The organism is Pseudomonas sp. LF020, from assembly GCF_053456425.1.
The window spans coordinates 22,919-48,349 of sequence record NZ_JBRFIX010000013.1; the positions used below are offsets into that span (position 1 = coordinate 22,919).

Below are 25,431 nucleotides of genomic sequence, written 5' to 3' on the forward strand. Positions count from 1 at the left end.
GACGCGGTTAATAAGTAAAACCGCATTTTCCGAGATAGCGACTGCTCCACAGTCGAGCGGGAGCAAGCTCCCTCGCCACAGGTTATGTGTCGACTCAGAATCGAGTTTGCACCGCCAATTCAAATGTGCGCGGCGTACCCAGATAGTAAGCCGGCGAAACATGCGCAAACTCGGCATACACCTCGTTGGTCATGTTACGCACCCGGCCGGTGACGGTGGTGTGCGAGTCGACCTTGTAGCTGAGGAAGCTGCCGAACAGCGTGTACGACGGCACGGTCATGGTGTTCGCCGTATCTGCGTACACCGACGCCACATACCGCGCATCGACCCCGCCTTGCCACTGCGGGGAGAAGTCGTAAGTCAGCCACAGGTTGCCCACCCGGTCCGGAACGTTGGTCGGTGTGTTGCCCTTGCGTGAAACCACCGCGCCGGCGGCGTTCTTTTCGGTGAAGTCGTCGTATTGCGCATCGACCCAGGCGAAGTTGCCTTCGGCCATCAGTTTGTCGGTGATGCGCAGGGAGCTGGCGATCTCGATGCCTTTCGAGGTTTGTTGACCCACCGGGATGCTGCTGGTCGGATCCAGCGGATCAGTCACGGCGAAGTCCTTGCGCTCGATGGTGTAGGCGGCAACTGTCGCCGAGCCACGGCCATTCAGGTAGTCGAACTTGCTGCCGATTTCCCACTGCTTGCCGGTTGATACATCGAAGTCCTGCGTACCATTCGGTTGCTCGGCGGCGGTGCTGTATTGCAGGTAGACGTTGGCCGATGGGATGAACTGGTAAGTCAGGCCGACGCGCCCGGTGACCGGCTCCCAGCTGCGTTTGAGGTGCTTGGGATTGGCGGCCGTCACGGTGCGATGGTTGGTCACGTCGAGGTCGATGTCGTCGTACCGCAGGCCAGTGAGCAGCGCCAGTTTGTCGGTCAGTGCCAGGCGGTTTTCCACGAACAGCGCCTTGGTCGTGACCTCGTTAGTCTTGTCGCTGATCAGTGTAGGGTTGGTGCCGGGAATATCGTAGAAATGCCCCGGACGGTAGTTGTTCGGGTCGACCGTGCTCGCGCCTTTGATGTTCAACGGCGAGTTGGTGGTCTGGTTGACCTTGTACTCGAAACCGCCGGACCAGGTGGTGTCGAGGCCGAACAGGGTATTGTCGTGGCGCAGTTCGAACTGGTTGCCGTTCTGCTCGCCCTGATGCCGCACTTGATAGGCGGTGGAGCGGTTCACCGCGGTGTTGTCAGCGTTGTACTGATAAGTCTCGAGGTTGCGGTAGTCGCGCTGGCTGTCGAGGTGATACAGCGTGTTGCGCAAGGTGGTGCTGTCGTTGATCCGGTAATCGATGATCGAACGCACCCAGATCGTGCGCTGTTCGTAGCGCCCGTCCTCGACGTTGTAGTTGTTGAAGCGATTGTGTTTGTCGATCTTCAACTCGCCGGCCTTGGGGTTGAGCACCGGCGTGCCCCAGTACGGGCTGTCTTCGTGTTCGTCCTGATATTCCAGGGCCAGGGTGTGCGACAGGTCCGGCGTGAGGTCGCTGAGCAACGAGAACGCCACGCTCCAGGCATCGCGCTCCTGCCGGTCGATGTAGCCGTTGCTGGTGTTGTGACTGACGTCGAGCCGCGCGTAGTGCTGCACGTCGGCGCTCGGGTCGGTCAGCGCGTGGTTGAGGCCGAACGCGGTTTCCGTGGTGTCGTAGCTGCCGTAGCTGACGCGACCTTCGGCGGCTTGTTCGTCGCGGGTCGCCAGTTTGGTCACGTAGTTCAACGAGCCGCCGACCGAGCCGGCGCCGTTGATCAGCGACGACGGGCCGCCCACCAGTTCGACTCGATCATAGATCCATGAATCCACCGGTCGGGCGAGGCCGCCGGAGACGGTGACGCCGTTGAACATCTGGGTGATCTGGCTGCTGGTGAAACCGCGATAGGAGACGAATCCGCCAAAGCCTGGCGGTGCGCTGGCATTGACCCCGGGCAGGGTGTTGGCGGCGTCCTGGAAGTTCTGTGCGCCGTGGCGTTCGATGTCGTTGCGATTGGCGACGGCCACCGAGGCCGGTGTGTCGCGCACGCTGAGGCCGAGGCGTGAGGCCATGCCGCTGGATTGATCGAGGCTCAGGCCCGGTTCGCTGGTGGATTCGCCGTCGATGGTGATTGGCGCCAGATCCACGGTGGATTGCGCCCAGGCGTTAAGGGACAGGCAGCCGCACAGGCTCGCCAGCAGAGGAATATGTTTCATCGTTGAATCCTGAATGCTTGTCTAGGAATCAGCGCACAGGCAAACGCCGCGCGTTGGCGCAGTGAGCTGAAAAATCAAAAAGGCAAAGACACTCAGGCGAGCGGTGGGGCGCGAGGGTTGGCCGAAGGCCAGGTGAAGCGGGCAGGGAGGTCGGCGCTGACGATGGGTGCCAGCGGCGGGCTGTGTTGCTCGGGCAGAACCGCGAGGGTCAGGCTGGAGTTGAACGCCGGGCCCATGCCGCCGCCGACCGAGCACAACGGGCAGCCGAACGCCTTGGACAGGGTCGGCAATTGTTCTTCACTGGGATTGCTGGTCAGCGGCGCTTGCGTGGCCGGGTCGACTGTACAGAACTGGCCGCCGATACCGTTGAGCTGCATCCCGACCATTTGTCCGTGACCGATGCTGCAGGCGAACACGTTGAACAGGACGCAGCAATAAAGCATCCAGGCCAGCAGTGAGCGATCGGAACGGGTGAATTTCATGGGGCGGCACTTTACCGTACCGCTGATCGGTCGTGCACTTCAAAAAATGCCAACTAGGATGTTTTGTTCAAATCCCTCGAAAGGATTCTCGACCATGACCTTTGTGCTGGCTCAATGGCTGGTGACGATATTTGCGGCAATCGCCCTGGTACACGTGTACTGGGCGCTGGGTGGGCAATGGGCGGCGGTGGCGGCGGTACCGCAAGTGCCGGTGCAAGGACTGGTGGTGACGGTGCGACCGGCGTTCAAACCGTCAGGCTGGATCACTTTGTTGGTGGCGGCAGCATTATTGGTGATCGCCGCGCTGGTGTGCATGCGCGTCGGCTGGGGCATGCCGGCGGTGCATCACAAGGCATTGCAATGGGTGATCAGCGCGATTGCGTTGCTGATGTTTGCCCGGGCGATCGGCGATTCGAATCTGGTGGGGTTTTTCAAGGAAGTAAAAGGGTCGCGGTTTGCGCGGCTGGATACCTGGGTGTATTCGCCGCTGTGTCTGGTGTTGGGGGCCGGGTTGTTGGCGGTAGCTTGGGTCTGACCCGATTCATGTGTTGGCAATACCGGCCTCTTCGCGGGCAAGCCCGCTCCCACAGTGATTGTGGGTGTTCACAAGTAATGGGCTCCATCCAAAACCCTGTGGGAGCGGGCTTGCCCGCGAAGAGGCCTGCCCAGACACCGCCGAATTAACTACCGCTCTCGGTCCTGCGACTGCTCACCTCAGCCGGCACATCATCCCCGGCCATGCGCTTGCGGAATAGCGCTGCCCGCGCCAGCAGTAACGTGGTCACCGGTACGGTGATCGCCAACAGGATCGGAATCAGCCAGGCATGCATCACCGGCCCCGACTTGAGTGCCGAGAAACAGATGATCGACGCCAGTGCCACGCACCACGCGCCGATTGTCGAGGCCAGCGCCGGCGGGTGCATGCGCTGGAAGTAATCCTTCATGCGCAGCAATCCGGTCGCGCCAATCAGCGCAAACACCCCGCTGAGCACCAGAAGGATCGCCACCGGAATCTCCACCCACAGCGACAATTGCGCATTCATTCGATCACCTCGCCACGCAGCAGGAATTTCGCCAGGGCAAACGAGCCGACGAAGCCGAACAGCGCGATCAGCAGTGCCGCCTCGAAATAAGTGTCACTGGAATAGCGAATGCCCAGGGTCAGCATCATCAGCATGGCGACGATGTACAGGTAATCCAGCGCCAGCACTCGATCCTGTGCCGACGGCCCCTTGAACAGGCGAATCAGGGTCAGGATCATTGCCAGCGAGAACAGGAACAGCGTCAGCAGAATCGCGTTCGACAGCAGCGGGCTCATTCGAAAATCTCCATCAACGGCTGCTCGTAGGCAGTCTTGAAGTGGTGGATGAAGTGCGCCTCGTCATCCAGATCCCAAACGTGCAGCAGCAGAATGCTGCGATCCAGCGCCAGCTCCGACCACACGGTGCCGGGCACCACGGTGCAGATCATCGCCAGCGCGGCCAGACCGTTGGCGTCGCGCAGGTCCAGCGGCACTTTGACGAAGCCTGAGCGCGGCGGCCGGCGACCGGCATTGAGCACTCCCCAGGCGACGATCAGATTGGACATCACCACATCACGGCCCACCATTACGAACAGGCGCAAAATCGTCAGCGGGCGGCGGATGCGCACCTGTTTCGGGCGCAGCTTGCGCATCATCAATGGTGCGGCGAAGCCGAGTATCGCGCCGAGCAGCAGGTTGCCCGGGCTGACGGACAGGTTCAGCGTCAGCCACAAAACCCACAACGCCAGTGACAGCAACGGTGCCGGAAACACGCGCTTCATGGCTGCACCTCCAGCATCGCCGCCTTGGCTTCAGGGCTTGGCACGGCGCGGGTGCCGAGCACCGCCATCACGTATTGCTGCGGGTTGTTCAGCGCGTCGGCGGTGGCCTGGGTGTAACGCAGCAGCGGTTCGGCCTTGAAGGTCAGCGCGATGCTCAGCCCCAGCAACAGGAAGATCGGCGCGCATTCAAGCTTGCGCAGCAGCGGCGACGGGCGTTCCTCGGGCGTCCAGAAACGCTGGACGCCCATGCGCGCAAATGCCATCAGCGAAGCCAGTCCGGAGAGGATCAACAACGCCAGCAACGCCCAGGCCGCGTTGGAGATTGGCGCTTCGCTGCCCAGCCCCAGCGGATTGAGCAGGGCGCCGATCAGGCTGAGCTTGCCGATGAACCCGGACAGCGGCGGCATGCCGATGATCAGCAGCGCGCAGGCGATGAAGCTCAGGCCAAGAAATGCCATGGTCCACGGGATGACCTGGCCGACCACGGCTTTCTGTTCGTCGTCGAGGTTGATGCCCTTGGGCGGTTGCAGGGACTCCTGCGGACGCGGCAGCAACTCGCTTTCATCCTCCAGCGGGATTTCGTTGGCCGAACGTGAACGCTCGATCAGCTCCGCCAGCAGGAACAGCGCGCTCAGCGCCAGGGTCGAGCTGACCAGATAGAACAGCGCCGCGCCGATCAGGTTCGGCTGGGCGAAACCCACCGCCGACAACAGAATCCCGGCCGACACCAGAATGCTCAGGCTGGCCATGCGCTCCAGGCGTTGCGCCGCCAGAATCGCCAGCGCCGCGCAGGCGATGGTCGCCATGCCGCCGTAGATCAGCCAGTCGCCACCGAAGAACGCCGAAGCCCCGGCCTGCCCGGAGAACAGCAGCGTCCACAGACGCAGCAGGGTGTAGACGCCGACCTTGGTCATGATCGCGAACATCGCCGCCACCGGCGCACTGGCCGAGGAGTAGGCCGGCACCAGCCAGAAGTTCAGCGGCCACATGCCGGCCTTGGCCAGGAATGCCACCGCAAGAATCCCCGCACCGGCGTGCAGCAAGCCACGATCGGCTTCCGGCACCAGCGGAATCTTCAGCGCCAGATCGGCCATGTTCAGGGTGCCGGTGACGCCGTAGATCAGCGCAGCGCCAATAAGGAACAGTGACGAGGCCAGCAGGTTGATCGAGATGTAATGCAGCCCCGACGACACCCGCGCCCGACCCGAACCGTGCAGCAACAGACCATAAGAGGCGGCGAGCAGCACTTCGAAGAACACGAACAGGTTGAACAGGTCGGCGGTGAGGAAGGCGCCGTACAGGCCCATCAGTTGAATCTGGAACAACGCGTGGAAGCTCGATCCCGCGCCGTCCCAGCGTGCCATGGCGAACAGCAGGGCGCTGACACCGATGATCCCGGTCAGTACCAGCATCAAGGCCGACAGGCGATCGACCACCAGCACGATGCCGAACGGCGCCTGCCAGTTGCCCGGTAGGTACACGCCAATGGAGCCGGGCACGCCGGTGGTTTGCGTCCACTGCAGCAGCATCACCGAAATGAACAGGCCGACGAGGCTCGAGAACAGGTTGATTTTCGCCTTCAGTGGCCGGTGCTTCTCGCCGAGCATCAACATGATTGCGGCGGTCAGCAGCGGCAGCAGGATCGGTGCGGCGATCAGGTGGGTCATCGCCATCATTCCTTGGGCTCCCGGCCGTCGACGTGGTCGGTGCCGGTAAGGCCCCGCGACGCGAGCAACACCACCAGGAACAACGCGGTCATGGCGAAGCTGATGACGATTGCAGTCAGCACCAGCGCCTGCGGCAGAGGATCGGTGTAATGCAGCAAGTCCTGGGTCACGCCGTCCTTGATCACCGGCTCTTTACCGATGAACAGGCTGCCCATGCTGAAGATGAACAGGTTGACCGCGTAAGACAGCAGGCACAGGCCCATGACCACCTGAAATGTCCGTGGCCGCAACACCAGCCACACACCGGATGCGGCGAGCACGCCGATGGCGATTGCGATGACTTCTTCCATCAGACGGCTCCTTTGCTGGCGACGGACTTGGGCAGTGACGCGGTCTTGTGACCCCGCACCGATTGGTGGGCGAGGGCGGTCAGGATCAGCAACGTCGAACCGACCACCACGGCGTACACGCCGATGTCGAAGAACAGTGCGCTGGCGATATGGATCTCGCCCAGCAGCGGCAAGGCGAAATGCCAGGTGTGGGTGGTCAGGAACGGATAACCGACCGCCATCGCCCCAAGACCGGTGGCGGTGGCGAACAGCAGGCCAGTGCCCATCCAGCGCAGCGGTCGCAGGCTCATTTGCGCCTCGACCCACTGCGTACCGGCAACCATGTATTGCAGGATGAACGCCACCGACATCACCAGTCCGGCGACGAAACCGCCGCCCGGCTGGTTGTGGCCGCGCATGAACAGGTAGAACGACACCACCAGCGCAATCGGCAGCAACAGGCGCACCAGCACCGCGGGCACCATCATGAAGCCGAGCGCGGTGTCGCTGGCGCTGCGCGGGTTGACCAGGTCGGTGACCACGTCCGGCGCGAGCAGGCGTTGCTGAGCGGGCAGTTGCAGGCTTTCTTTCGGCGGGCGGAAGCGGCGCAGCAGGGCGAACACGGTCAGCGCCACGGCCACCAGCACGGTGATTTCACCGAGGGTGTCGAAGCCACGGAAGTCCACCAGCATCACGTTGACCACGTTGCTGCCCCCGCCCTCGGGCATGGCGCGACTGAGGTAGAACGAGGAAATGTCGTTGGGGGTCTGCCGCGTCAGCATCGCGTAGGACAGCAGCGCCATGCCGGCGCCGACGGCAATCGACAGCAGCAAGTCGCGCAAGCGGCGAATGCGCGCCTTGCGCAGGCTCGATGGCAGTGGCGAGACTTCTTCGATGCGTCGCGGCAGCCAGCGCAGACCGAGCAGGATCAGCACCGTGGTCACCACTTCGACCGCCAGTTGCGTCAGCGCCAGATCCGGTGCCGAGAACCAGACGAAGGTCACGCAGGTCATCAGCCCGCAGACGCTGACCATGGTCAGGGCGGCGAGACGGTGATACTTGGCCTGCCATGCGGCGCCAAGGGCGCAGGCAATCGCCAGCAGCCACAGGGTGACGAACACGATGGAACCCGGAATCTTCGGCCGATCGCCCCAGCTCAGGCTGCTGTGCAGCATCGGGATCAGGCCGGCGAGTACCGCCGCCAATACCATCAGGAACAGTTGCATTTGCAGGCGGCGGGTGCCGAGTCGGCGTTCGACCCGGCGGGCCATGCGCATCATCAGGACCAGACTGCGCTCGAACAGGCGCTTGCCGTTGAAGCGGCCCACCAGCGGCGGGTATTTGAAGCGGCCACGCTTGAGCTGGTTGCGCAGCAGCAGATAGACCACGATGCCGCCGGACATGGCGATCAGGCTCATGATCATCGGCGCGTTCAGACCGTGCCAGATCGCCAGACTGTACTCAGGCAGCGTTCCACCCACCACTGGCAGTGCGGCGGCCGCGAGCAGCGGGCCGACCACTTGCGCCGGGAAGATCCCGACGATCAGGCAGGTGAACACCAGCAGTTCGACCGGCGCACGCATCCAGCGCGGTGGTTCGTGCGGGGTGTGCGGCAGATCGGTAGCGGTCGGGCCGAAGAACACGTCGACGGTGAAGCGCAGCGAGTAGGCGACGCTGAAGGTCCCGGCGATGGTCGCGACAATCGGCAACGCCGCTTCAACCCACGCGGTGGCGTTGATGAACACGGTTTCGGCGAAAAACATTTCTTTCGACAGGAAGCCGTTGAGCAACGGCACGCCAGCCATCGACGCACTGGCAACCATCGCCAATGTGGCGGTGAACGGAATCAGTTTGATCAGGCCGCTGAGCTTGCGGATGTCGCGGGTGCCGCTTTCGTGGTCGATGATCCCGGCGGCCATGAACAGCGAAGCCTTGAAGGTCGCATGATTGAGGATGTGGAACACCGCCGCGACCGCCGCCAGCGGGCTGTTCAGGCCCAGCAGCAAGGTGATCAGGCCCAGATGGCTGATGGTCGAGTAGGCCAGCAGGCCCTTGAGGTCGTTCTGGAACATTGCGCAATAGGCGCCGAGCAACAACGTACACGCACCGGCGCCGCTGACGATGTAGAACCATTCTTCACTGCCGGACAGTGACGGCCACAGACGCGCGAGCAGGAACACTCCAGCCTTGACCATGGTCGCCGAGTGCAGATAAGCCGAAACCGGGGTGGGCGCCGCCATCGCGTGCGGCAGCCAGAAGTGGAAAGGGAACTGGGCGCTTTTGCTGAGGGCGCCGATGAGGATGAGGGGAAGCAGAATAGGGTAGAGGGCATGTGCGCGAATCTGATCGCCGGCGGCCAGGACCTTGTCCAGGTCATAGCTGCCGACGACATGGCCGAGGATCATGACCCCCGCCAGCAGGCATAGTCCCCCGGCACCGGTGACCATCAGCGCCATATAAGCGCCACGCCGGGCATCGGCGCGGTGGTGCCAATAGCCGATGAGCAGGAACGAGAAGAGGCTGGTCAGCTCCCAGAAGAACACGATCTGGATCAGGTTGCCGGAGATCACCAACCCGAGCATGGCGCCCATGAACGCCAGGAAAAAGGCGAAGAAGCGCGGCACCGGATCGTCCGGCGACATGTAATAACGCGCATACAAAGAGACCAGCGCGCCGATGCCCAGCACCAGCAGCGAGAACAGCCAGGCGAAGCCGTCCATGCGCAGGACGAAGTTCAAACCGAGGCTGGGCAGCCACATGAATTCTTCGCGGATCACCCCGCCGTGGGCGATTTGCGGGTACAACAGCGCGACCTGCACGGTGCCGATCAGAGCGACCAGACCTGCCAACAGGGATTCGGTATTACGCGCGTTGTGTGGCAGCACCGCTGCCAGACAGCTGCCAATGAATGGCAGAAGCAGTAGAACTATCAGGGACATAGGCTTCTAATCTGCGGAAGTTTGTGAAGCATCATACGTGCCAGCTCCCTGATTACCAAACCCGAGGATGTCTCAGAATCCTACAAAGTAGTCTGAAAAATTTGGTTTGGCCTTGTTTCAAGGGCGAAAAAAGATCGCAGCCTGCGGCAGCTCCTACAGGGATATGCATTCCATGTAGGAGCTGCCGCAGGCTGCGATCTTTTGATCTTCGCGCTCAATTGCCGCTGTCGTTCTCCAAGGCACCCTCAACTTCGACGTCAACCTTACCCTTGGTCTTCAACTCACTGACAATCACCGCCGCCACAATCAACCCCGCGCCAACCAAGGCAATCGCCGGCAGACGCTCCCCGGCGATCCGCCCGACGATCCCGGCCCACACCGGTTCACCGGCATAGATCAAGGTTGCCCGGGTCGGCGAAACACTTTTCTGCGCCCAGTTCATCGCCACCTGAATCGCCGCACTCGCCGCGCCGAGGCCCAGAGCAGTCACCAGCAAGGTCCAGGAAAAATCCGGGAGTGCTTCACCTGTCGGCACCACCAGCAGGAACGACAGCACCGAGGTCGCCGCCAGTTGCACCACGGTCACCCGACGCACATCGACCTGACCGGCGTAGGTGCTGATCAGAATGATCTCGGCGGCAATCGCGATGGCGCTGATCAGCGTGGCGATTTCTCCGGGGCTGAAATTCAGCGAAGCCCCGGAAGGCCCGGACAACAGCATCAACCCGGTAAACGCCAGCATGATGCCAATGCTCGGCATCAGTCCCGGGCGACGGCCCAGCACCAGCCATTGCAGCAACGGCACGAAGGGCACGTACAGCGCGGTGATGAATGCCGACTGGCTGCTCGGGATCGTTTGCAGGCCCACCGTCTGCAGGCCGTAACCGAGCATGATTGCCACACCGATGAAGGATCCGGCCTTGAGTTCAAATAACGTGAGTTCACGCAAGTGACGCCAGGAGAACAGCGCGACGATGCACGCCGCAGCGGCAAAGCGCAGGCCGACAAAAAACATCGGGCCGCTGACGGTCATCGCGTGTTGCACCAGCAGGAACGTGCCGCCCCAGACCATGGTGATCAGCACCAGCACGCACTCGGCCTTGCTGAAGCGGGAAAAGCGGAGAGAGGTGGAAGATTCGTTCACTGACGTCATGACCTTGCGCACTATAAAAGGCAGGACGCACAATGCGCCCAACGTTGCGCAGTATACTGCCCAACCCCACCGAGTGAGCAATATAGTGCACAAAGATTCCAGCCAACGGGCGTCCGTCCTGCAACACGTCAGCCACAACGTCCGGCGCCTGCGCCACGCTGCCGACATGAGCCAGACCGCGCTGGCGGAAAAGTCCGGCGTCAGTCGGCGCATGCTGGTGGCGATCGAGGCTGGGGAAAAGAATGTCAGCCTGACCACCCTTGATCGCGTTGCCGAAGCGCTCGACGTGGCCTTCAGCGACCTGATCCAGGCCCCCGACGCACGCGATACCAGCCGCATCAACGAGGTGGCCTGGGCCGGCGTCATTCCGGGGAGTAAAGCGGTGCTGTTGTCCAAGGCCACCGCCACCCGCGAGGTCGAGCAATGGGAATGGTGCCTGCAGCCGGGCGAAATCTATCCCTCACAACCGGATGCCGATGGCTGGAGTGAACAGATTTATGTGTTCGAAGGTTGCCTGACGCTGACGGTCGGCGATGTGACCAATACCATTTCCACTGGCGAGTTTTTCATGTTTGCCAGCAACCAGCCGCACGGCTATCGCAACGACGGAACGGTCGCGGTGCGGTTTGTGCGTAATGTGGTGATTTGAAATGAATCAGAACGCAGACATCCTGATCATCGGCGGTGGCCTCAGTGGCACGATGCTGGCCGTGCAATTGCTGCGACTGCCCGGCCAGCGCCGGATCCAGATCATCGAACCGCGCGCCGAGCTCGGTCGCGGTGAAGCCTACAGCGCCGTCGAGCTTGGCCACACGCTCAACGGCAATGCGGCGCGCATGAGTGTCGACCCGGACAACCCCGATGACCTGACTCAATGGCTGACCGCGCACATTGCCGCCGGTGGCTGGCCGGAATCTGCCGAGCAGAATGTGCCGGTCAGCGAACTGTTCCCGCCACGCGGGCTGTTCGGCGTGTATGTGCAGCAGCGTCTGGCCGAGGCGCGAATCGTCGGTGCGCAGCGGGGGTCGAGCGTCGAGCATATCTGCGCCGAAGTCGTCGATCTGCAAAGCGAGGCCGATTCGGTGCAACTGAGTTTGAGTAATGGGCAGACTCTGCGCGGTGCCTACGCCGTGCTCGCCACGGGCATGTTCCCCGCCGCCCGCACGCCGCAGAAAGAGTCCAGCGGCCTGAACGCCGCAGCGCTCGACCCGTGGGATGTCGCTGCCATGCGCCAGCTCGATCCGCAATCGACCGTGCTGATCATCGGCTCCGGCCTGACCATGGTCGATGCGGTGGTTTCGCTGGAGCAGGCAGGGCATCGCGGGGCGATCGAAGTGTTTTCCCGTCATGGGCTGTTGCCCCATGTGCGGCGCCAACCGCCGGCATGGGTGGATTTCCTCGCCGAGAATCAGAGCATCCGCACACCGCGACAATTGTTGCGCGAACTGCGCAGGCATTGCCGCGAGGCGATCGCTCAGGGCATCGATTGGCAAGCGCCGCTGGACACCGTGCGGGCGCATATCGGACGGTTGTGGAGTCAGGCGACTGACGTGCAGCGTCGACAATTCGTACGGCATGTGCGGCCGTGGTGGGAGAGTCACCATCACCGGTCGCCGCCGCTGAGTGCAGCATTGGTTGAGCGCTTGCACAACGAAGGACGGTTGCGGATTCAGGCGGCGTCGTTCAAAGGGCTTGAGCCGATGACGGGCGAGGGTGTGAGCATTCGAATTCGGCGTCGCGGCGAGGCGCAAACCTGTGTGGTGCAAGGTGCAGCGCTGATCAATTCCAGTGGCATCGAGTACGACTGGCGCCGCGTCGCGCGCCCGCTGCCGCAGCAGTTGCTGGCGCGTGGGCTGGTGCGTCCGGGGCCGTTGGCGCTGGGGATTGCGGCGGCGGTGGACGGTGCGGTGCTGGACGCTGAAGGGCAGGCCGGTAGCCGACTGTTCGCGATGGGGCCACCGTTGCGCGGGATGTGGTGGGAGAGCACGGCGGTGACCGATGTGGCGTTGCAGGCGAAGATGCTGGCGGCGCGTCTGTTTGATTGATGTTGTTGTGACTGGCCCCATCGCTGGCAAGCCAGCTCCCACAGGGTTTTGCATGGATCACAAAATCTGCGAACAACACAGAAAGCTGTGTTAGCTGGCAAGCCAGCCCCAATAGGGTTTTGCATGGATCACAAAATCTGTGAACAACACAGAAAACTGGGGTAGCTGGCAAGCCAGCCTCAATAGGGGTTTGCATGGATCACAAAATCCGTGAACAACACAAACCACTGTGGGAGCTGGCTTGCCAGCGATGGGGCCAGTTCAGCCTATGATTATCTCGGCAGTGCATTCATCAGCCAGCGCTGGCGAATCTGCTCCAGGCGCCCGTCGGCGCGCAAGGTTTCCAGCGCCTGTTGCCAGCGTTTGACCTGAACCGGATCGGTCTGCAGCGAAAAAGCAATGTAGGTGTCCTGTTTCATCAACGACATCTGATACTGCAAGCGTCCCGGTTCCATGCCCTGGGTACGGGCCAGGGCGGCGGTGGACAGGGTGTCGGAGACCACGAAGTCGGTTCGGCCCAGACTGAACAGGCGCATCATCTGCTCAGGGGTTTCGACACCGTCGAGGTTTTTCAGGTTTTGCTGCTGAAGGTAGCTGTAGACCAGCCATTTGCGCGGCACGCTGATGCGCCCGGCCTGATCCGCCTCTTGCAGCGAACGTACCGGTGGCTGGCTGTATGCGTGGCCGTAGAGGGCGGTTTCGACTTCGATCAGCGGCCCGACCCATTGGTAACGATCATCGCGCTCGTCGGTGCGCAAAACCGTGAAAACGCCCGTATTCGGGGTCTCGCTGGCGGTGCGCAGGGCACGCAGCAACGGTACTTGTTGCAGCACGATCCGGTCACCGGTCTGTTCGGCCAGCGCGCGCACCACATCCACGCCATAACCCACCAGTTGATCGCCTTGTTGAAAATGCAGGGGCGGGTGATTGTCGGTGAGCAGTTGCAGGTCCGCCGCATTGGCCGCCAGGGCCAGGAGTGACAGCAGACACGCGGCAATCCGTTTCATGAATCGTCCCTGAAAAATTGAGCGCGAAGCTTAGTACGGGCCGGGGGTGGCTGTCGTGAGGAATGTGAGGGGCTTTTGTGTCAGAAACCAAGGCTGAACGGCAGCATCGGGTTGACCTCAAAACAATTGTGGGGGCGAGCCTGCTCGCGAAAGCGCAGTGTCAGTCAGCATTGATGTCACTGACCGAATGCCTTCGCGAGCAAGCTCGCTCCCACATTGGTTTGTGGTGTGGGGGGGGGGTGGCTTGAGGGTTATGCCACTACGCGATAGCACGGCACATACGCCGCGCCGCCCGGCAGTTTCATTCGGTGTTGGGCGACGAAGGCTTTGAGCAGTGCGTCGAGCGGCTGCATGATCGCCGCGTCACCGCGGATCTGATACGGCCCGTGTTCTTCGATCAGACGAATGCCCTTGTCCTTGACGTTGCCGGCGACGATCCCGGAGAACGCGCGGCGCAGGTTGGCCGCCAGTTCGTGGGGCGGCTGGTCGCGGTGCAGCTTGAGGTTGGCCATGTTTTCGTGGGTCGGATCGAACGGGCGCTGGAAGCTTTCGTCGATCTTCAGCAGCCAGTTGAAGTGGAACGCGTCGTTGCGCTCGCGGCGGAACTGCTTCACCGCTTTGAGGCCGGCGGTCATCTGCCGGGCGACTTCGGCCGGGTCGTCGATGATGATCTGGTAGTGCTGCTTTGCCGCATCGCCGAGGGTGGCGGTGACGAAGGCGTCGAGCTGTTCCAGATACGGCGCGGCATGTTTCGGCCCCGTGAGAATCACCGGGAACGGCAGGCCTTCGTTGTCCGGGTGCATCAGGATGCCCAGCAGGTACAGGAACTCTTCGGCGGTACCGGCGCCGCCCGGGAAGATGATGATGCCGTGGCCGACCCGGACGAACGCTTCCAGGCGTTTTTCGATGTCCGGCAGGATCACCAGCTCATTGACGATCGGGTTCGGCGCTTCGGCGGCGATGATCCCCGGCTCGGTCAGGCCGAGGTAGCGCCCACCGTGGATGCGCTGCTTGGCGTGGGCGATGGTTGCGCCCTTCATCGGGCCTTTCATCACACCGGGGCCGCAACCGGTGCAGATGTCTAGGCTGCGCAGGCCCAGTTCGTGGCCGACTTTCTTGGTGTATTTGTATTCTTCGGTGTTGATCGAGTGACCGCCCCAGCACACGACGATTTTCGGCTCCACACCGGGGCGCAGGGTGCGCGCGTTGCGCAACAGGTGGAACACGTAGTCGCTGATGCCTTGCGAGGTGCTGAGGTCGATGCGTTGGCTGTCGAGTTCGTTTTCGGTGTAGACGATGTCACGCAGGGCGCTGAACAGCATCTCGCGGGTGCTGGCGATCATTTCGCCGTCGACGAAGGCGTCAGCCGGGGCGTTCAGCAGTTCGAGGCGCACGCCGCGATCCTGCTGGTGAATGCGGATTTCGAAGTCCTTGTAGGCTTCCAGAATGGTTTTCGCGTTGTCGACATGGGCGCCGGTATTGAGGATGGCCAGGGCGCACTGGCGGAACAGGGTGTAGGTGCTGCCGGATCCGGCTTCGCTCAGTTGCTGAACTTCACGTTGAGAAAGGGTTTCCAGGCTGCCTTTCGGGCTGACCGAGGCGTTGATTACGTGTCGTTGGGTCATGCAATGATCCTTAAAACGATGTCATTCCAATGGCAGGCAAATGGCATCCGAATAGTGTGTATCCATGAATGAAGATGGCACGATCTGCGCTGTACCGCCATGTCCCAGTTGGACGCTGAAGAGATGAAAAGGGCCCCCAGCATAGCTAAATCGCGGAGAGAGGCGATAATGCGCAGCGAGTTTTTTCCGTTGCCCTTTTTATCGCTCAAGGAAGTCATGCCTGATGTTCGAGATCCAGCCGATGGACCCAGCAACGTTTCGCCAGCAGACCCGGCGCAGCACGCTGATCATTGCCGTGCTGTTCCTGGTGCTGGCGATGGCGCTTTCGACGGCGGCGGTGGCGCTGTTCGGCGAACCCGGCGGGGATAATCTGCGCTTCAACGTCGGCGGAGTGTTTGTCGCGTTTCTGCTGACGGCAGCGCTGATGCGCGGGCAGTTCTGGCAGCAGCCGTGGATGGCCCCGGCGGTCTATAGCTGGCGGCTCAAGCGCAGCCTGATGAGCGTGACCAACGTGATGCATCAGGTGACCGCTGCGGTGGAACAAAGCGATCCGACCGCGATGAAGGTGCTGCGCTTCTATCATCTGGGGCTGACGCAGATGCATGAACTGGACGGTAATTCCAGCGATCACGCGCAATTGCACCGTGAAGTCGAAGCGCACAAGGAGCGGATGCTGGCACTGGGTCTGGAAATCGACCAGAAGCGCCTGGATCCGGCCTGGTTGCAAGCCTTGAAACCCACCGCGCGTTAAAACGGAATACGGCTGGCGCGGCGCAGTTTCCACGCACGGGCCAGGCGCCCGTAGACCAGCAGGTTGATCACCAGCACCACACTGCCCAGCGCCAACTGGATCTGCGGCGTCAGCCCGGCGGGATAGATGATCGGCCAGATGTAGTGCTCGATGAAGCCGCCGGCGTATTCGGTCTGCCCGGCGGCGTGGCGCATCAGGTTTTCCCAGTAGGTCAGCGGACAAGTCAGGTGCAACACCTCGACCGCCACGCCCCAGGCAGCCGCTGGCAAGTGCAGCCACATCAGGCGTGGCCACCTGAGTACCAGCAGCCCGCCGAACAGCACGAACAGAATGAATGACAGGTGGAACAGCACCAGCCCGTCGGCTGCGATTCGGTACAGCATGTCGTCTCCCTGACGCGGTTGTGAAGGCCTCCATGGTACGCCGACAGCAACGCCAGGGCGCGGTGATTTGGCGCAAGTGCGCAAGATTGTTCAAGCCACGAAGGGGCACTTGCTGGCAGAGTCTGCGACCGTTTCCTCGGTTGAAGAGCGTTATGTCTGACTCAATTATGCCGCGCAGTGCGTTTCTTCGCGGCGCTGCGGCGATCATGCCGTTATCGCTGGCCACCGCGCCGTGGGGGCTGCTGGCCGGCTCCATGGCCATCGAAGCCAATCTCACGCCGTTACAGGGGCAGGGCCTGTCGAGCATTGTGTTTGCAGGGGCCGCGCAACTGGTGGCGATCGGCATGCTCAAGGGCGGTGCCGGGATTTTCTCGATCCTGTTGACCACGCTGCTGCTGACTTCGCAGCACTTGTTGTACGGCATGAGCATGCGTTCAGTGATTTCACCGTTGCCCGGGCGCTGGCGTATCGGCCTGGGCTTTTTGCTCACCGATGAACTGTTCGCCCTGACCAGTCAGCATGATCGCCAGCAGTTCAATCGCTGGTACGCCTTGGGCGTTGGTCTGACGTTCTATATCGCCTGGAACCTGTTCACCTTGGCCGGCATTGTCTTGGGCAGCAGCATTCCGGGGCTTGAGCACTTGGGGCTGGACTTCTCGATTGCCGCCACTTTCATCGCGTTGATCACCCCGGTGGTGCGTGACGTACCGACCGTGGTGTGCGTGGCGGTGTCGCTGTTCTGCTCGGTGCTGTTCAGTTATTGGCAGTGGGGCTCGGCACTGGTGTTGTCGGGGCTGGCCGGGATGACCGCAGGATTTGTCTGCAACAAGCTGTATCGGGGGCGCACATGATGGTCTGGGCAGTGATTTTCGGCATGGGGCTTCTGGTGTTTCTCAACCGCTACGTGTTTCTCGAACCGCGCCTGCCGCTGCGCTTGAGCAGCAACGCACGACAGTTTCTCGGTTTTGCCGTGCCGGGCATGTTGACCGCGATCTGCGGACCGATCGTGTTCATGCCGGATAAACAGTTGAATCTGCAGTGGGATAATCCGTATTTACTGAGTTCGCTGGTGGCGATCGGGCTGGTGCTGTACACCCGCAATACCTTGCTCAGCATGCTCTTGAGCATGGCGTTTTTCTTTTTGTTGCGTTGGTGGCTGTAAGTTGCCGGGGAAAAACTGTTCTAAGCTGGTTTGATGACTATTTTCGACAAGGCGAGGTGCACATGACGACCGAGCAAAAGCGTCCGGATGAAGACGAAGATTCAGACGAACCCAGCGAAGAAGAAATCGAGCGCGAGAAACGCAAGGAACAGACGTGGAAGCACGACGATGACAAGGAGCTCACCGGGCCGGATGTGAAATTCTGATGGCGACATGCAAAAAGCCCCGCGACTGCGGGGCTTTTTGTTGTTTCAGAGGTCTTCCAGGTGCGGGAAGTCCGGGTGTGACGCCCGATAGCCCAGAGTCTTGTCGATCCATGCATTGAGCTCGTTGACCATCACCGGCGGGTGCCCGGGATAGCCTTCGAGGGTGGTGCGCAGAATGCGTTCGATGTCCGGCACTGAACGCAGGTTTCGGGTCTTGATGTAGTGGCCGATAAAACAGTCGAGTTGAAAGCGTTCTGTCATGGACAGATAGATACACTCCAGGCCGTTGGCCTGTTTGATTGCAAAATCGTCGCGCAACTTAGTTCTCTGCAAGGCTTGTTAAAGTTGTAGGGGATTCCTGGTTTTGCTGACTCTTTGGTCAACTGGTATGCCAATTGGAAATGCGGCGCGCATGCTATCCGTAGCGCATCTAAATGTATGTATGACGATTGAAATGTCAGACAGGCGGTTAGTTCGCTCAAACGACTGTTTTTTTCGGGCTGTCTCAACAATGAAACACCACCTGTAAAGATCGAGTGTCACCTGTATTCACCTGAAATCACCTGTAGGAGCTGCCGAAGGCTGCGATCTTTTGATCTTGCTTTTAAAAAATTAAAAATCAAAAGATCGCAGCCTGCGGCAGCTCCTACAGGGGTTAACGGGTGAGGGCGCGGGATTTTTAGGTGATTGGCTGAATCAGCCCGGCACCCTGATTACGAGAGTTGCCGACGGCTTTACCGACTCTGTGCCAGGCAAATACCTCGCTGGCTTCACCTTCGAACATCAGCATTTGTTCGGCACGCTCCGCAGCCGTTGCCGGATCAAGCCACTCGGCAGCCAGCTCCGCGCGAAAAACCACGGGTCGGCGATCATGGATATCGAGCATGCCGCCGACGCTGTCGGCAGTGATGATCACAAAACCATCGTCTTCCCGGGGCTGTGTGCCGGGTGTCGGAAATTGCCCGATGGCCGCACAGAAAACCGGCCCGTGATCGGCGCGACGGATCAGCCACGGCTGTCGGATTTTGTCCGGGCCGCCGACCCATTCGAACCAGTTGTCGACCGGTACGATCAGCCGATGACGCCAGATCGCCCGGAAGAATGGGCCATGGGCGACCTTTTCCACGCGGGCGTTGATCGGCGCCGCGCGGTCCTTGGCCCAGTGTGGGCGCCAGCCCCAGCGCAGGTTGTCGGCATACAGCTGTTGATCATGTTGATGGAGCACCGCGAGTGAGGTGGTCGGCGCCGCGTTGTAGCGCTCCAGCGCGGCGTCGCCGACGTGATTGATCAGCGCATCGGGAATGCTCAGCACCGTGACGAAGTCGTGAATGCCGCGGTACTGCGAGAGTCTTCCGCACATGCGCCGAATCTCCGGTTGGACGCTTTCAGCTTAGTCGGCTGCGGCCAATCAATCCTGCGCCTCCTGACCGGTGAACGTGTCGCGCCAGGCCAGCCAGCGGCGCTCAAGCACCGCGAGCAGGCCGTCGCTGAGTTTACCGAGCACGGCGAGCACGATAATCGCCGCCAGCACGATGTCCGGTCGCGAGGTTTCGCGGCCGTCGCTGAGCAGATAACCGAGGCCCTTGGTCGCGGCGATCAGCTCGGCGGCCACCAGAAACATCCACGCCAGACTCATGCCGCTGCGCAGTCCGGTGAACAGGCCGGGCAGGGCGGCGGGCAGCAGAATCCGCCGCACCAGTTGCCAGCGGCTGAAGCCATAGATGTGCCCGACTTCGACCAGTTTGCGGTCGATATTGCGAATCGCCGCGACCACGTTGACGTACACCGGAAAAAACGCGCCGATGGCGATCAGCACGATCTTCGAGGTTTCATCGATGCCCAGCCACAGCAGCAACAGCGGCACCCAGGCCAGGCTCGGAATTGAACGCAGTGCGGCGAACGTCGGCTCCAGATACGCCTCGGCCTCGCGGCTCAAACCGACCCAGGCAGCGAACACCAGCGCCAGGCTCGCGCCGATGGCAAATCCGAGCAACACCCGCAGCAGGCTGGCGCCGATGTGTTTCCACAGGGCGCCTTCGGCGAGGTCGGTGAGGGTCAGGGCGATCTCGCTCGGGGCCGGCATCTGATAGGACGGCAGCCAGCCGAGGCGCACGATGCATTCCAGGGCGACCACGATCAGCAGTGGCAGCGCCAGGCCTTTTAGGCGCCGTCGCCATGTCGGATTGAGGGTTGAAGGACGCGGCCTCGACAAGCTGCGAGACGGCGAGGGCAGTTCGTTACTGCGAGTGGTCATACGTTGGCTCCACTCACAGTCCATCCGCAACTGGCGCGGATGGGCTGTGAGTCTGGTCGGTTACTGGCGGGCAACGGCTTGCTGTACACCGCTGTCGAGCAACTGATCGATGACTTGATCGACATTCACTCCACGCCGCACCAGTTCCTCAGACACCAGAATCGGTGCCGCAGCCTTGGACGCCTGCACGTCGTTGGCGGTCAGTTGCGGGCTGCTCAGATCGGTGCGCGACAACTGCAGCTTGGCCACGTCTAGCGGCAGACCGGATTCCTTGGCGAGCAACGTGGCGAACTCGTCGGGATTTTTCAGCGCCCATTGCCGCGCCTGCTCGTAGGCTTTGATCACCGTGTCTATGGTTTGCGGATGCTCCTTGGCGTACTGCTCGGTGACGCTGACCACGCCATAGCTGTTGAATGCCGGGTTGCGATACAGCAGACGCGAACCGGCCTGAACCTCACTGGCGGCCATGTGCGGGTCGAGTCCGGCCCAGGCGTCGACATCGCCTTTTTCCAGCGCGGTGCGGCCGTCCGGGTGTTGCAGGTGCACCAGTTCCACGTCGTCTTTCTTCAACCCGGCCTGTTGCAGGCTGCGCAGGGTGAACAGGTACGGATCGGTGCCTTTGGTGGCGGCGATTTTCTTGCCCTTGAGGTCGGCGACGCTCTGGTACGGCGAGTCCTTGCGCACCACCAACGCAGTCCATTCGGCGCGGCTGTAGACGTAGACCGATTTGATCGGGCTGCCGTTGGCCCGGCTCAGCACTGCAGCGAGGCTGGCGCTGGAGGCGAAATCGACGCCGCCGCTGTTCAGGTATTCCAGCGAACGGTTACTGCCCTGGCTGAGTACCCAACTGACTTTGGTCTGCGGCAGGGCTTTTTCGAGGAAGCCGAAATGCTTGAGTACCAGGCTCACGGGTGAGTAGTAGGCGTAATCCAGATGAACCTCGGCGGGCACAGCTTCGGCGGCGTGGGCCAGTGGTTGCAGACTCAGCGCCATGGCGCTGGCGACCAGCAGTGTTTTGAGGCGGGATAAGGGTGAAAACGATGTCATGGCGACGCTCCGGCAGTGGCACTGTTTTTTATGTCCAAAAATATATTTTTAACGACTGCATCCTGCATGATTGGAATATTGCAGGCTCTGTGCCATGCGCGTGTCGACCAATGTTTACGGGGTTTTCACCGATTATCGCGTCTCTCAACTGTTGCTTGGACAACACTGTGGCATGGCACTGTTGCGCAGCGAACAGTGAACATTCAGGGTGCTGAGCTTATGCATTAATCGAATTTAAAAACCGCCAATCAACAGCGTTATGGTCTATGCAAAATCCCTTCGCAGGACCCGCCATGAAGCTCTCCCGTTTGCTCCGCAGCACACTGATCACCGCCTTGTTCGCCGCTCCGTTTGCCTACGCTACCGAGCCGTTGGTCCTGCATGTCGGTGACCAGAACTACTACAACATCCGCGCCTCGGTCGAAGCCTCTGGCGTGCTGAAAGACGCGCCTTACAGCGTCGACTGGAAGCACTTCCAGGCCGCCGCGCCACTGGCCGAGGCGTTGCAGACCGGTTCGCTGGATCTGGGCTTTCTCGGCGATTCGGGTTTTCTGTTTCTCGCCGCCAAACAGGCACCGGTGAAGCTGATCGGGGTGTCGCGGCAGAACCCGGACACCATCGCCTTGCTGGTGCCGAAAGATTCGCCGGTGAAAACCATCGCTGATCTGAAGGGCAAGAAAGTCGCCTACTGGCCCGGCGCCTGGAGCCAGCAGCTGACCTTGCGCGCCCTGGAGCAGGGCGGTCTGCCGGAAAACTACGTCGACTTCGTCAAGTTGATGCCGATTGATGCGGCGGCGGCATTGCCGCAGGGCAGCATCGACGCTTTCCCGGTATGGGAACCGTACATCTCCCAGCAAATCGTGTTCTCCGGTGCGCGGCCGATTCTCACCGCGAAAAACCTGATGCCGGGCCTCAGCGCGATTGCCGCGTCGGCGCCGTCGATCGACAGCAAGCGTGAGGCGATTGCCGATTTTCTCGGGCGGTTGAAACTGGCGCGGGCCTGGGTCGACAGCCACACCGACGAATACGCGGACCTGTGGGCGAAGAAAGCCAATCTCGATCAGCAGGTTTCACGGCACTGGTTGCGCCAGGCGCACATGACCGTTGGGCCGGTGGACCAACAGGCGGCAGCCGACCTGCAAGGCACCGCGGACTTCCTGTTCAAGGTCAAGGCCTTGCCGGCGCCGCTGGCCACCGCCGGGGTTATCGATACCTCGTTTCAACAGGCACTGGCTGACTGAGCGAGCGCCGGAACCAAAGCCTGTGTACCCTATCCAGACCTGGCTCGCGTAGCCGGGCGCAGGGATGGATCAGGGCGAGGGAGTTTTGCCAGACGACAACAGGGCCGTAAGGGTCAGGCGCAAGGCAAAACATGAAATACGCTTTCCAGCTTCTCTGTGCAGCAGCCATCGCGATCGGGCTGGCCGGCTGCATTGCCGCGCCCATCGAGATGACTGCGCAAACCGAAACCCGGCTCAAGGCCCAGGCGCCGGTGCGCTTTCTGCTGACCTTCGATGATGGCCCCAGCGCCTCGAGTTTGTGGAACCCTTCGGCGACGGTCCTCGACAGCCTCAAGGTCAACCCGGTGCAACCGGCCATCAAAGCGGTGTTCTTCGTCCAGACCCGCGCACCTCGCGCCGGCAACAGTGAAATCGGTCGCGGGATCATGCGGCGTGAGCACGCCGAAGGGCACATCCTCGGGTTCCACACCGCCACCCATTGGCACACCAACCATCGCTCGCTCGATCCGCAAGAACTGGAGCAGTCGTTGCGCAACGGCACCGCGGATATCGCCGCGATCACCGGAGCTGCGCCGATCCTGCTGCGTCCGCCATTCTGGAATTACGACAAGCGCACCTTCGCCGCCTATCAGCAACATGGCTTGCATGTGTTGTTGACCGATCTGAGCGCCAACGACGGCAAGATCTGGGGCTTCAACGCCAGTCCACGACGTCGGGCGAACATGCTGCGCCAGCTATCGGAGGTGCGCGAGCGCATTGCCCTCGGCGAATTTCCCACCGTGGACGGGGTGATTCCGGTGGTGGTGACGTTTCATGACCTCAATCGCTATACCGCGCGGCATACCCGCGAATACCTGCAGATTCTCCTCGACAGTGCTGCCGCCACGGGCGTGAGGCTGGCGGACAAGCCGTTTTACGATGATCAAGCGGCACTGCAGAAAGCAGCACTGGCGCGCAGCGTTCAGCAGAGTTCGCAGCCGGTGCAATTACCGGGGATGTGGAACTGGATCTGGGATCATGACGCGCACTGAGGCCGCGCTGGAAATGTGATCGGGTTGGCAGTCGTCGGGGCGGCAGATTATTGATCGCTCATCTATGCTGAATCGGTCGACCGACTCATCGCCTGCGAGGCGTGCGCCCATGCTAGCCATTGCCGACATCTGCCGGATTGTCGAATCCGGCTTTCCGTCGCTTGAATGCGAATGCACACAAGTGGAGCAGGGACTGCTGCGGATCAAGGTTTATGAGCCTGACTCCGGGCGAGTCGAGTTGTTGCTCAATGGCGTCTCACCGGAACACCTGGTGACCATCCGCGATATTTCTAATTTCATCGGTGAATTGCGCACGGAAATGAGCGCCGGGCGCCGGGCATTCGCCGGCTGATACCTCACAAACGCCGCTGAAACGCCTGCACGATGCGTAATGTCGCGTCGCTGGTGGGCAGATTCTGCACCGCGTCCAGCGGATGCCAGATGCATTCGATGATCTCGTTTTGCGGGCGTAACTGCTCAAGATCCAGCACCGACGCCTCGTAGACATGATGCTGGGTGCTGCCGCTGTGCAGTTCCATCAGATACAACATCTGCTCGGCATCCAGTGCCGTTTCTTCCTGCAGCTCGCGCGTCGCCGCCCCTGCTTTGGTTTCCCCAGGCTCGACCTTGCCGCCGGGCAAGGTCCAGCGACAGCGAGGTTTGCGCACCAGGAGAACGTGTCGATCCTGCTCGCAAATAACGGTTGCGCGTACTTTCATCTGTTACCTGTTTATCGCGTGTCACATAAATGAAATAAAACTGCAATATTCGAGCCGGGCCCGGATTCAGAGGTTCCGTTGGGGTTTTGAGTGTTTGGCAAGGTTGAAAGTGCCAGAGCCTTGGCACATGGCTATCCGCGACATCCGGTCGGCCACATCTCCGGCAACAGGGTGTAAGGTAAAAAAGCAGAGCTGAATCCACTGTCAGCAAAAAGGAGGTCCCCATGAGCATTCCTGTCCTGAACAAGATGCACATGAACGGCTACGACGTACTCAGTGTAAACAACGGCCCATGGCGGGTTTGTACCCAAGGCGATCGGCTTGCGTCGTTTGGTAGCAGAGAAGAAGCGCTGGCCTATGCCGCTGCGTTGCCAAGTTACAGACAACGCTCGGCGCGGGCTCGAAGTCACACTGCGAGTTGAAGCAGATGTAACGAATGAGCCCCGGTAATTGCCGGGGCTCTTGTTGAGGGCAGGGTCGCTATCAGTGAACCTTGCTTCGGCTGATGGAGCGCGTTTTCACTTCCTTGGCATAGGACTGCAATCGTTCTTCATCACTTTGCAGCACCTCGCAGGACCTGAGTACCGCCTGGGCATCCGCTTCATTGCCGCTTTTGCGCAGTTGTTCGGCGATGCGCTTGAGGTCGACCGCCGACCATCTCAAATCCGATGCAACGGCTTGCAGGTCGCGCTGAAGTTCGTGTTCGTATTCATTGAGCCGCATGATCACCTCCGGTCATTCTCGGTAAAACAGAGTAGCCGCATTTTTCATCGCCGATGTGCAACTCGTCTGTCACCGGGTGAATGGATGTAAATATTTGTCCAAATGCCCTTGTAGCGGGGCGTCGGGATGGATGTACAACCGGTTACACGTTACATTCGCTTTTTTTCAGATCAGGGAAACACCATGCGGATATGGATCGGGAGTTTGGCGTTGGCATTGCTGGCGGGTTGCTCATTGCCAGCATCGCTGGTACCGGGCGAGCCAAACCTCAGCAAGACCACCACCAAAGCGCCTAAAGACTATGCCGCGTGCTTGTTGCCGTTGTGGCAGCAGGACATTCCGAAGACCACGCAGACCTCCATTTCCAACGGCTACCGGATCAAGGCACCGAGCCTCGTCACCGCTGACGAAATTCTCGACATCATCAAATACAAGGACGGCAGCCGCGTTTCCCTGTATCAGGGACCGCCATGGGCCAAGTCCGGGTCGTTGCGCAAATCGGTGCGTGACTGCCTGTAAAGCCCAGCCTCAGATGCAAAAGCCAGCTGCATAAAAAGCAGAAACCGGATCAATGGTTTCTGCTTTTTTTTGCTTTGCGAAATGCACTGTGACAGATCGGCACGAGGCGTATTCCAGT

30 protein-coding genes are annotated in these 25,431 nt (G+C 61.1%); 12 read left to right on the top strand and 18 right to left on the bottom strand.

Translation table 11 applies throughout. The annotated features are described in order from the left end of the window. Positions 1 to 94: 94 nt before the first annotated feature. Positions 95 to 2,227 carry a TonB-dependent receptor gene (locus ACU680_RS24515; RefSeq protein WP_448180748.1) on the bottom strand — a complete coding sequence of 711 codons (2,133 nt, stop codon included), beginning with the start codon at positions 2,225 to 2,227 and terminating at the stop codon, positions 95 to 97. A gap of 92 nt (positions 2,228 to 2,319) precedes the next feature. After that, positions 2,320 to 2,709: a DUF2946 domain-containing protein gene (locus tag ACU680_RS24520; protein ID WP_047598254.1), complete on the bottom strand. Its 390-nt coding sequence runs from the start codon at positions 2,707 to 2,709 to the stop codon at positions 2,320 to 2,322. 94 nt (positions 2,710 to 2,803) lie between these two features. Here ACU680_RS24520 and ACU680_RS24525 point away from each other — a divergent pair, with 94 nt between their 5' ends. Further along, on the top strand, positions 2,804 to 3,244 hold the full coding sequence (locus ACU680_RS24525) for a DUF3995 domain-containing protein (RefSeq protein WP_007966915.1): 441 nt from the start codon (positions 2,804 to 2,806) through the stop codon (positions 3,242 to 3,244). 145 nt (positions 3,245 to 3,389) lie between these two features. Here ACU680_RS24525 and ACU680_RS24530 read toward each other — a convergent pair whose 3' ends face one another. From ACU680_RS24530 to ACU680_RS24560, 7 genes are all read right to left on the bottom strand, one after another. Next, positions 3,390 to 3,752 carry a Na+/H+ antiporter subunit G gene (locus ACU680_RS24530; RefSeq protein ID WP_007966916.1) on the bottom strand — a complete coding sequence of 121 codons (363 nt, stop codon included), beginning with the start codon at positions 3,750 to 3,752 and terminating at the stop codon, positions 3,390 to 3,392. Continuing rightward, the gene (locus ACU680_RS24535) at positions 3,749 to 4,027 is read right to left on the bottom strand and encodes a K+/H+ antiporter subunit F (RefSeq protein WP_367084171.1); all 279 of its coding nucleotides are present in this window, start codon (positions 4,025 to 4,027) and stop codon (positions 3,749 to 3,751) included. The genes ACU680_RS24530 and ACU680_RS24535 overlap by 4 nt, the downstream gene beginning before the upstream one ends. Next, on the bottom strand, positions 4,024 to 4,512 hold the full coding sequence (locus tag ACU680_RS24540) for a Na+/H+ antiporter subunit E (protein ID WP_007966918.1): 489 nt from the start codon (positions 4,510 to 4,512) through the stop codon (positions 4,024 to 4,026). The genes ACU680_RS24535 and ACU680_RS24540 overlap by 4 nt, the downstream gene beginning before the upstream one ends. Then, a complete protein-coding gene (locus ACU680_RS24545) occupies positions 4,509 to 6,188 on the bottom strand; it encodes a monovalent cation/H+ antiporter subunit D (RefSeq protein ID WP_448180749.1) in 1,680 nt (559 codons plus the stop codon). Before ACU680_RS24545 ends, ACU680_RS24540 begins: the two co-directional genes overlap by 4 nt. Beyond that, on the bottom strand, positions 6,185 to 6,529 hold the full coding sequence (locus tag ACU680_RS24550; protein WP_003225953.1) for a Na+/H+ antiporter subunit C: 345 nt from the start codon (positions 6,527 to 6,529) through the stop codon (positions 6,185 to 6,187). The genes ACU680_RS24545 and ACU680_RS24550 overlap by 4 nt, the downstream gene beginning before the upstream one ends. Then, complete coding sequence (locus tag ACU680_RS24555; RefSeq protein ID WP_448180750.1) at positions 6,529 to 9,447, bottom strand: monovalent cation/H+ antiporter subunit A; 2,919 nt, start codon at positions 9,445 to 9,447, stop codon at positions 6,529 to 6,531. The genes ACU680_RS24550 and ACU680_RS24555 overlap by 1 nt, the downstream gene beginning before the upstream one ends. Positions 9,448 to 9,661: 214 nt before the next feature. Beyond that, positions 9,662 to 10,600, bottom strand: a complete 939-nt coding sequence (locus tag ACU680_RS24560) for a DMT family transporter (RefSeq protein ID WP_367084174.1) — start codon at positions 10,598 to 10,600, stop codon at positions 9,662 to 9,664. 85 nt (positions 10,601 to 10,685) lie between these two features. On the opposite strand from ACU680_RS24560, the gene ACU680_RS24565 reads away from it, so the two are divergent. Both ACU680_RS24565 and ACU680_RS24570 read left to right on the top strand, forming a co-directional pair. Beyond that, positions 10,686 to 11,249: a helix-turn-helix domain-containing protein gene (locus tag ACU680_RS24565; RefSeq protein ID WP_367084175.1), complete on the top strand. Its 564-nt coding sequence runs from the start codon at positions 10,686 to 10,688 to the stop codon at positions 11,247 to 11,249. A 1-nt stretch (position 11,250) separates the two neighbouring features. Further along, positions 11,251 to 12,645, top strand: a complete 1,395-nt coding sequence (locus tag ACU680_RS24570) for an FAD/NAD(P)-binding protein (RefSeq protein WP_448180751.1) — start codon at positions 11,251 to 11,253, stop codon at positions 12,643 to 12,645. Positions 12,646 to 12,917: 272 nt separating this feature from the next. Here the strand turns inward: ACU680_RS24570 and ACU680_RS24575 are convergent, their stop codons facing one another. Both ACU680_RS24575 and ppnN read right to left on the bottom strand, forming a co-directional pair. Beyond that, positions 12,918 to 13,652 carry a substrate-binding periplasmic protein gene (locus tag ACU680_RS24575; protein WP_400758984.1) on the bottom strand — a complete coding sequence of 245 codons (735 nt, stop codon included), beginning with the start codon at positions 13,650 to 13,652 and terminating at the stop codon, positions 12,918 to 12,920. Between the two features lie 251 nt (positions 13,653 to 13,903). Continuing rightward, positions 13,904 to 15,277 (bottom strand): nucleotide 5'-monophosphate nucleosidase PpnN, encoded by a 1,374-nt coding sequence (gene ppnN, locus ACU680_RS24580; RefSeq protein WP_108591941.1) that lies wholly within the window; start codon positions 15,275 to 15,277, stop codon positions 13,904 to 13,906. 223 nt (positions 15,278 to 15,500) lie between these two features. On the opposite strand from ppnN, the gene ACU680_RS24585 reads away from it, so the two are divergent. Continuing rightward, the gene (locus ACU680_RS24585) at positions 15,501 to 16,028 is read left to right on the top strand and encodes a DUF3087 domain-containing protein (RefSeq protein ID WP_448180752.1); all 528 of its coding nucleotides are present in this window, start codon (positions 15,501 to 15,503) and stop codon (positions 16,026 to 16,028) included. Here ACU680_RS24585 and ACU680_RS24590 read toward each other — a convergent pair. Next, positions 16,025 to 16,411, bottom strand: a complete 387-nt coding sequence (locus ACU680_RS24590; RefSeq protein WP_448180753.1) for a DUF2784 domain-containing protein — start codon at positions 16,409 to 16,411, stop codon at positions 16,025 to 16,027. The two genes, ACU680_RS24585 and ACU680_RS24590, sit on opposite strands and share 4 nt — an antisense overlap. Positions 16,412 to 16,563: 152 nt before the next feature. On the opposite strand from ACU680_RS24590, the gene ACU680_RS24595 reads away from it, so the two are divergent. The 3 genes from ACU680_RS24595 (at position 16,564) to ACU680_RS24605 (ending at position 17,779) form a co-directional block, all read left to right on the top strand. Further along, on the top strand, positions 16,564 to 17,262 hold the full coding sequence (locus ACU680_RS24595) for an AzlC family ABC transporter permease (RefSeq protein WP_448180754.1): 699 nt from the start codon (positions 16,564 to 16,566) through the stop codon (positions 17,260 to 17,262). Next, positions 17,262 to 17,573, top strand: a complete 312-nt coding sequence (locus tag ACU680_RS24600) for an AzlD domain-containing protein (RefSeq protein ID WP_177325723.1) — start codon at positions 17,262 to 17,264, stop codon at positions 17,571 to 17,573. Before ACU680_RS24595 ends, ACU680_RS24600 begins: the two co-directional genes overlap by 1 nt. A 62-nt stretch (positions 17,574 to 17,635) precedes the next feature. Then, positions 17,636 to 17,779 carry a hypothetical protein gene (locus ACU680_RS24605; protein ID WP_448180755.1) on the top strand — a complete coding sequence of 48 codons (144 nt, stop codon included), beginning with the start codon at positions 17,636 to 17,638 and terminating at the stop codon, positions 17,777 to 17,779. A 45-nt stretch (positions 17,780 to 17,824) separates the two neighbouring features. Here ACU680_RS24605 and ACU680_RS24610 read toward each other — a convergent pair whose 3' ends face one another. From ACU680_RS24610 to ACU680_RS24625, 4 genes are all read right to left on the bottom strand, one after another. After that, entirely contained in the window at positions 17,825 to 18,097 is a 273-nt protein-coding gene (locus tag ACU680_RS24610; protein WP_047294946.1) for a hypothetical protein, read from the bottom strand. Between the two features lie 361 nt (positions 18,098 to 18,458). Next, the gene (locus ACU680_RS24615) at positions 18,459 to 19,139 is read right to left on the bottom strand and encodes an SOS response-associated peptidase (protein ID WP_448180756.1); all 681 of its coding nucleotides are present in this window, start codon (positions 19,137 to 19,139) and stop codon (positions 18,459 to 18,461) included. Positions 19,140 to 19,187: 48 nt separating this feature from the next. Further along, a complete protein-coding gene (locus ACU680_RS24620) occupies positions 19,188 to 20,033 on the bottom strand; it encodes an ABC transporter permease (RefSeq protein WP_448180757.1) in 846 nt (281 codons plus the stop codon). A gap of 60 nt (positions 20,034 to 20,093) precedes the next feature. Beyond that, the gene (locus ACU680_RS24625) at positions 20,094 to 21,080 is read right to left on the bottom strand and encodes an aliphatic sulfonate ABC transporter substrate-binding protein (protein ID WP_448180758.1); all 987 of its coding nucleotides are present in this window, start codon (positions 21,078 to 21,080) and stop codon (positions 20,094 to 20,096) included. A 293-nt stretch (positions 21,081 to 21,373) separates the two neighbouring features. Between ACU680_RS24625 and ACU680_RS24630 the strand changes: the two genes are divergently transcribed. From ACU680_RS24630 to ACU680_RS24640, 3 genes are all read left to right on the top strand, one after another. Further along, positions 21,374 to 22,321, top strand: a complete 948-nt coding sequence (locus ACU680_RS24630) for an ABC transporter substrate-binding protein (protein WP_448180759.1) — start codon at positions 21,374 to 21,376, stop codon at positions 22,319 to 22,321. A gap of 131 nt (positions 22,322 to 22,452) precedes the next feature. After that, complete coding sequence (locus ACU680_RS24635) at positions 22,453 to 23,352, top strand: polysaccharide deacetylase family protein (protein ID WP_448180760.1); 900 nt, start codon at positions 22,453 to 22,455, stop codon at positions 23,350 to 23,352. A gap of 109 nt (positions 23,353 to 23,461) precedes the next feature. Next, positions 23,462 to 23,704, top strand: coding sequence for a DUF1652 domain-containing protein (locus ACU680_RS24640; protein ID WP_003225919.1), 243 nt, complete (start codon positions 23,462 to 23,464; stop codon positions 23,702 to 23,704). Positions 23,705 to 23,708: 4 nt separating this feature from the next. On the opposite strand, the gene ACU680_RS24645 is transcribed toward ACU680_RS24640, so the two are convergent. After that, positions 23,709 to 24,071, bottom strand: coding sequence for an NUDIX hydrolase (locus tag ACU680_RS24645; protein ID WP_007966809.1), 363 nt, complete (start codon positions 24,069 to 24,071; stop codon positions 23,709 to 23,711). A gap of 224 nt (positions 24,072 to 24,295) precedes the next feature. On the opposite strand from ACU680_RS24645, the gene ACU680_RS24650 reads away from it, so the two are divergent. After that, positions 24,296 to 24,493 carry a DUF2188 domain-containing protein gene (locus ACU680_RS24650; protein ID WP_367084187.1) on the top strand — a complete coding sequence of 66 codons (198 nt, stop codon included), beginning with the start codon at positions 24,296 to 24,298 and terminating at the stop codon, positions 24,491 to 24,493. Between the two features lie 61 nt (positions 24,494 to 24,554). Here the strand turns inward: ACU680_RS24650 and ACU680_RS24655 are convergent, their stop codons facing one another. After that, positions 24,555 to 24,794: a hypothetical protein gene (locus tag ACU680_RS24655; protein WP_007966805.1), complete on the bottom strand. Its 240-nt coding sequence runs from the start codon at positions 24,792 to 24,794 to the stop codon at positions 24,555 to 24,557. A 183-nt stretch (positions 24,795 to 24,977) separates the two neighbouring features. Here ACU680_RS24655 and ACU680_RS24660 point away from each other — a divergent pair, with 183 nt between their 5' ends. Continuing rightward, the gene (locus ACU680_RS24660; protein WP_003225912.1) at positions 24,978 to 25,313 is read left to right on the top strand and encodes a hypothetical protein; all 336 of its coding nucleotides are present in this window, start codon (positions 24,978 to 24,980) and stop codon (positions 25,311 to 25,313) included. Positions 25,314 to 25,431: the final 118 nt, after the last annotated feature.

Coding starts and splice junctions, on each gene's coding strand:
- ACU680_RS24515 (WP_448180748.1), bottom strand. CDS start 2,227: ATGAAACATATTCCTCTGCTGGCGAGCCTGTGCGGCTGCCTGTCCCTT.
- ACU680_RS24520 (WP_047598254.1), bottom strand. CDS start 2,709: ATGAAATTCACCCGTTCCGATCGCTCACTGCTGGCCTGGATGCTTTAT.
- ACU680_RS24525 (WP_007966915.1), top strand. CDS start 2,804: ATGACCTTTGTGCTGGCTCAATGGCTGGTGACGATATTTGCGGCAATC.
- ACU680_RS24530 (WP_007966916.1), bottom strand. CDS start 3,752: ATGAATGCGCAATTGTCGCTGTGGGTGGAGATTCCGGTGGCGATCCTT.
- ACU680_RS24535 (WP_367084171.1), bottom strand. CDS start 4,027: ATGAGCCCGCTGCTGTCGAACGCGATTCTGCTGACGCTGTTCCTGTTC.
- ACU680_RS24540 (WP_007966918.1), bottom strand. CDS start 4,512: ATGAAGCGCGTGTTTCCGGCACCGTTGCTGTCACTGGCGTTGTGGGTT.
- ACU680_RS24545 (WP_448180749.1), bottom strand. CDS start 6,188: ATGATGGCGATGACCCACCTGATCGCCGCACCGATCCTGCTGCCGCTG.
- ACU680_RS24550 (WP_003225953.1), bottom strand. CDS start 6,529: ATGGAAGAAGTCATCGCAATCGCCATCGGCGTGCTCGCCGCATCCGGT.
- ACU680_RS24555 (WP_448180750.1), bottom strand. CDS start 9,447: ATGTCCCTGATAGTTCTACTGCTTCTGCCATTCATTGGCAGCTGTCTG.
- ACU680_RS24560 (WP_367084174.1), bottom strand. CDS start 10,600: ATGACGTCAGTGAACGAATCTTCCACCTCTCTCCGCTTTTCCCGCTTC.
- ACU680_RS24570 (WP_448180751.1), top strand. CDS start 11,251: ATGAATCAGAACGCAGACATCCTGATCATCGGCGGTGGCCTCAGTGGC.
- ACU680_RS24575 (WP_400758984.1), bottom strand. CDS start 13,652: ATGAAACGGATTGCCGCGTGTCTGCTGTCACTCCTGGCCCTGGCGGCC.
- ppnN (WP_108591941.1), bottom strand. CDS start 15,277: ATGACCCAACGACACGTAATCAACGCCTCGGTCAGCCCGAAAGGCAGC.
- ACU680_RS24585 (WP_448180752.1), top strand. CDS start 15,501: ATGTTCGAGATCCAGCCGATGGACCCAGCAACGTTTCGCCAGCAGACC.
- ACU680_RS24590 (WP_448180753.1), bottom strand. CDS start 16,411: ATGCTGTACCGAATCGCAGCCGACGGGCTGGTGCTGTTCCACCTGTCA.
- ACU680_RS24595 (WP_448180754.1), top strand. CDS start 16,564: ATGTCTGACTCAATTATGCCGCGCAGTGCGTTTCTTCGCGGCGCTGCG.
- ACU680_RS24600 (WP_177325723.1), top strand. CDS start 17,262: ATGGTCTGGGCAGTGATTTTCGGCATGGGGCTTCTGGTGTTTCTCAAC.
- ACU680_RS24605 (WP_448180755.1), top strand. CDS start 17,636: ATGACGACCGAGCAAAAGCGTCCGGATGAAGACGAAGATTCAGACGAA.
- ACU680_RS24615 (WP_448180756.1), bottom strand. CDS start 19,139: ATGTGCGGAAGACTCTCGCAGTACCGCGGCATTCACGACTTCGTCACG.
- ACU680_RS24620 (WP_448180757.1), bottom strand. CDS start 20,033: ATGACCACTCGCAGTAACGAACTGCCCTCGCCGTCTCGCAGCTTGTCG.
- ACU680_RS24625 (WP_448180758.1), bottom strand. CDS start 21,080: ATGACATCGTTTTCACCCTTATCCCGCCTCAAAACACTGCTGGTCGCC.
- ACU680_RS24630 (WP_448180759.1), top strand. CDS start 21,374: ATGAAGCTCTCCCGTTTGCTCCGCAGCACACTGATCACCGCCTTGTTC.
- ACU680_RS24635 (WP_448180760.1), top strand. CDS start 22,453: ATGAAATACGCTTTCCAGCTTCTCTGTGCAGCAGCCATCGCGATCGGG.
- ACU680_RS24640 (WP_003225919.1), top strand. CDS start 23,462: ATGCTAGCCATTGCCGACATCTGCCGGATTGTCGAATCCGGCTTTCCG.
- ACU680_RS24645 (WP_007966809.1), bottom strand. CDS start 24,071: ATGAAAGTACGCGCAACCGTTATTTGCGAGCAGGATCGACACGTTCTC.
- ACU680_RS24650 (WP_367084187.1), top strand. CDS start 24,296: ATGAGCATTCCTGTCCTGAACAAGATGCACATGAACGGCTACGACGTA.
- ACU680_RS24655 (WP_007966805.1), bottom strand. CDS start 24,794: ATGCGGCTCAATGAATACGAACACGAACTTCAGCGCGACCTGCAAGCC.
- ACU680_RS24660 (WP_003225912.1), top strand. CDS start 24,978: ATGCGGATATGGATCGGGAGTTTGGCGTTGGCATTGCTGGCGGGTTGC.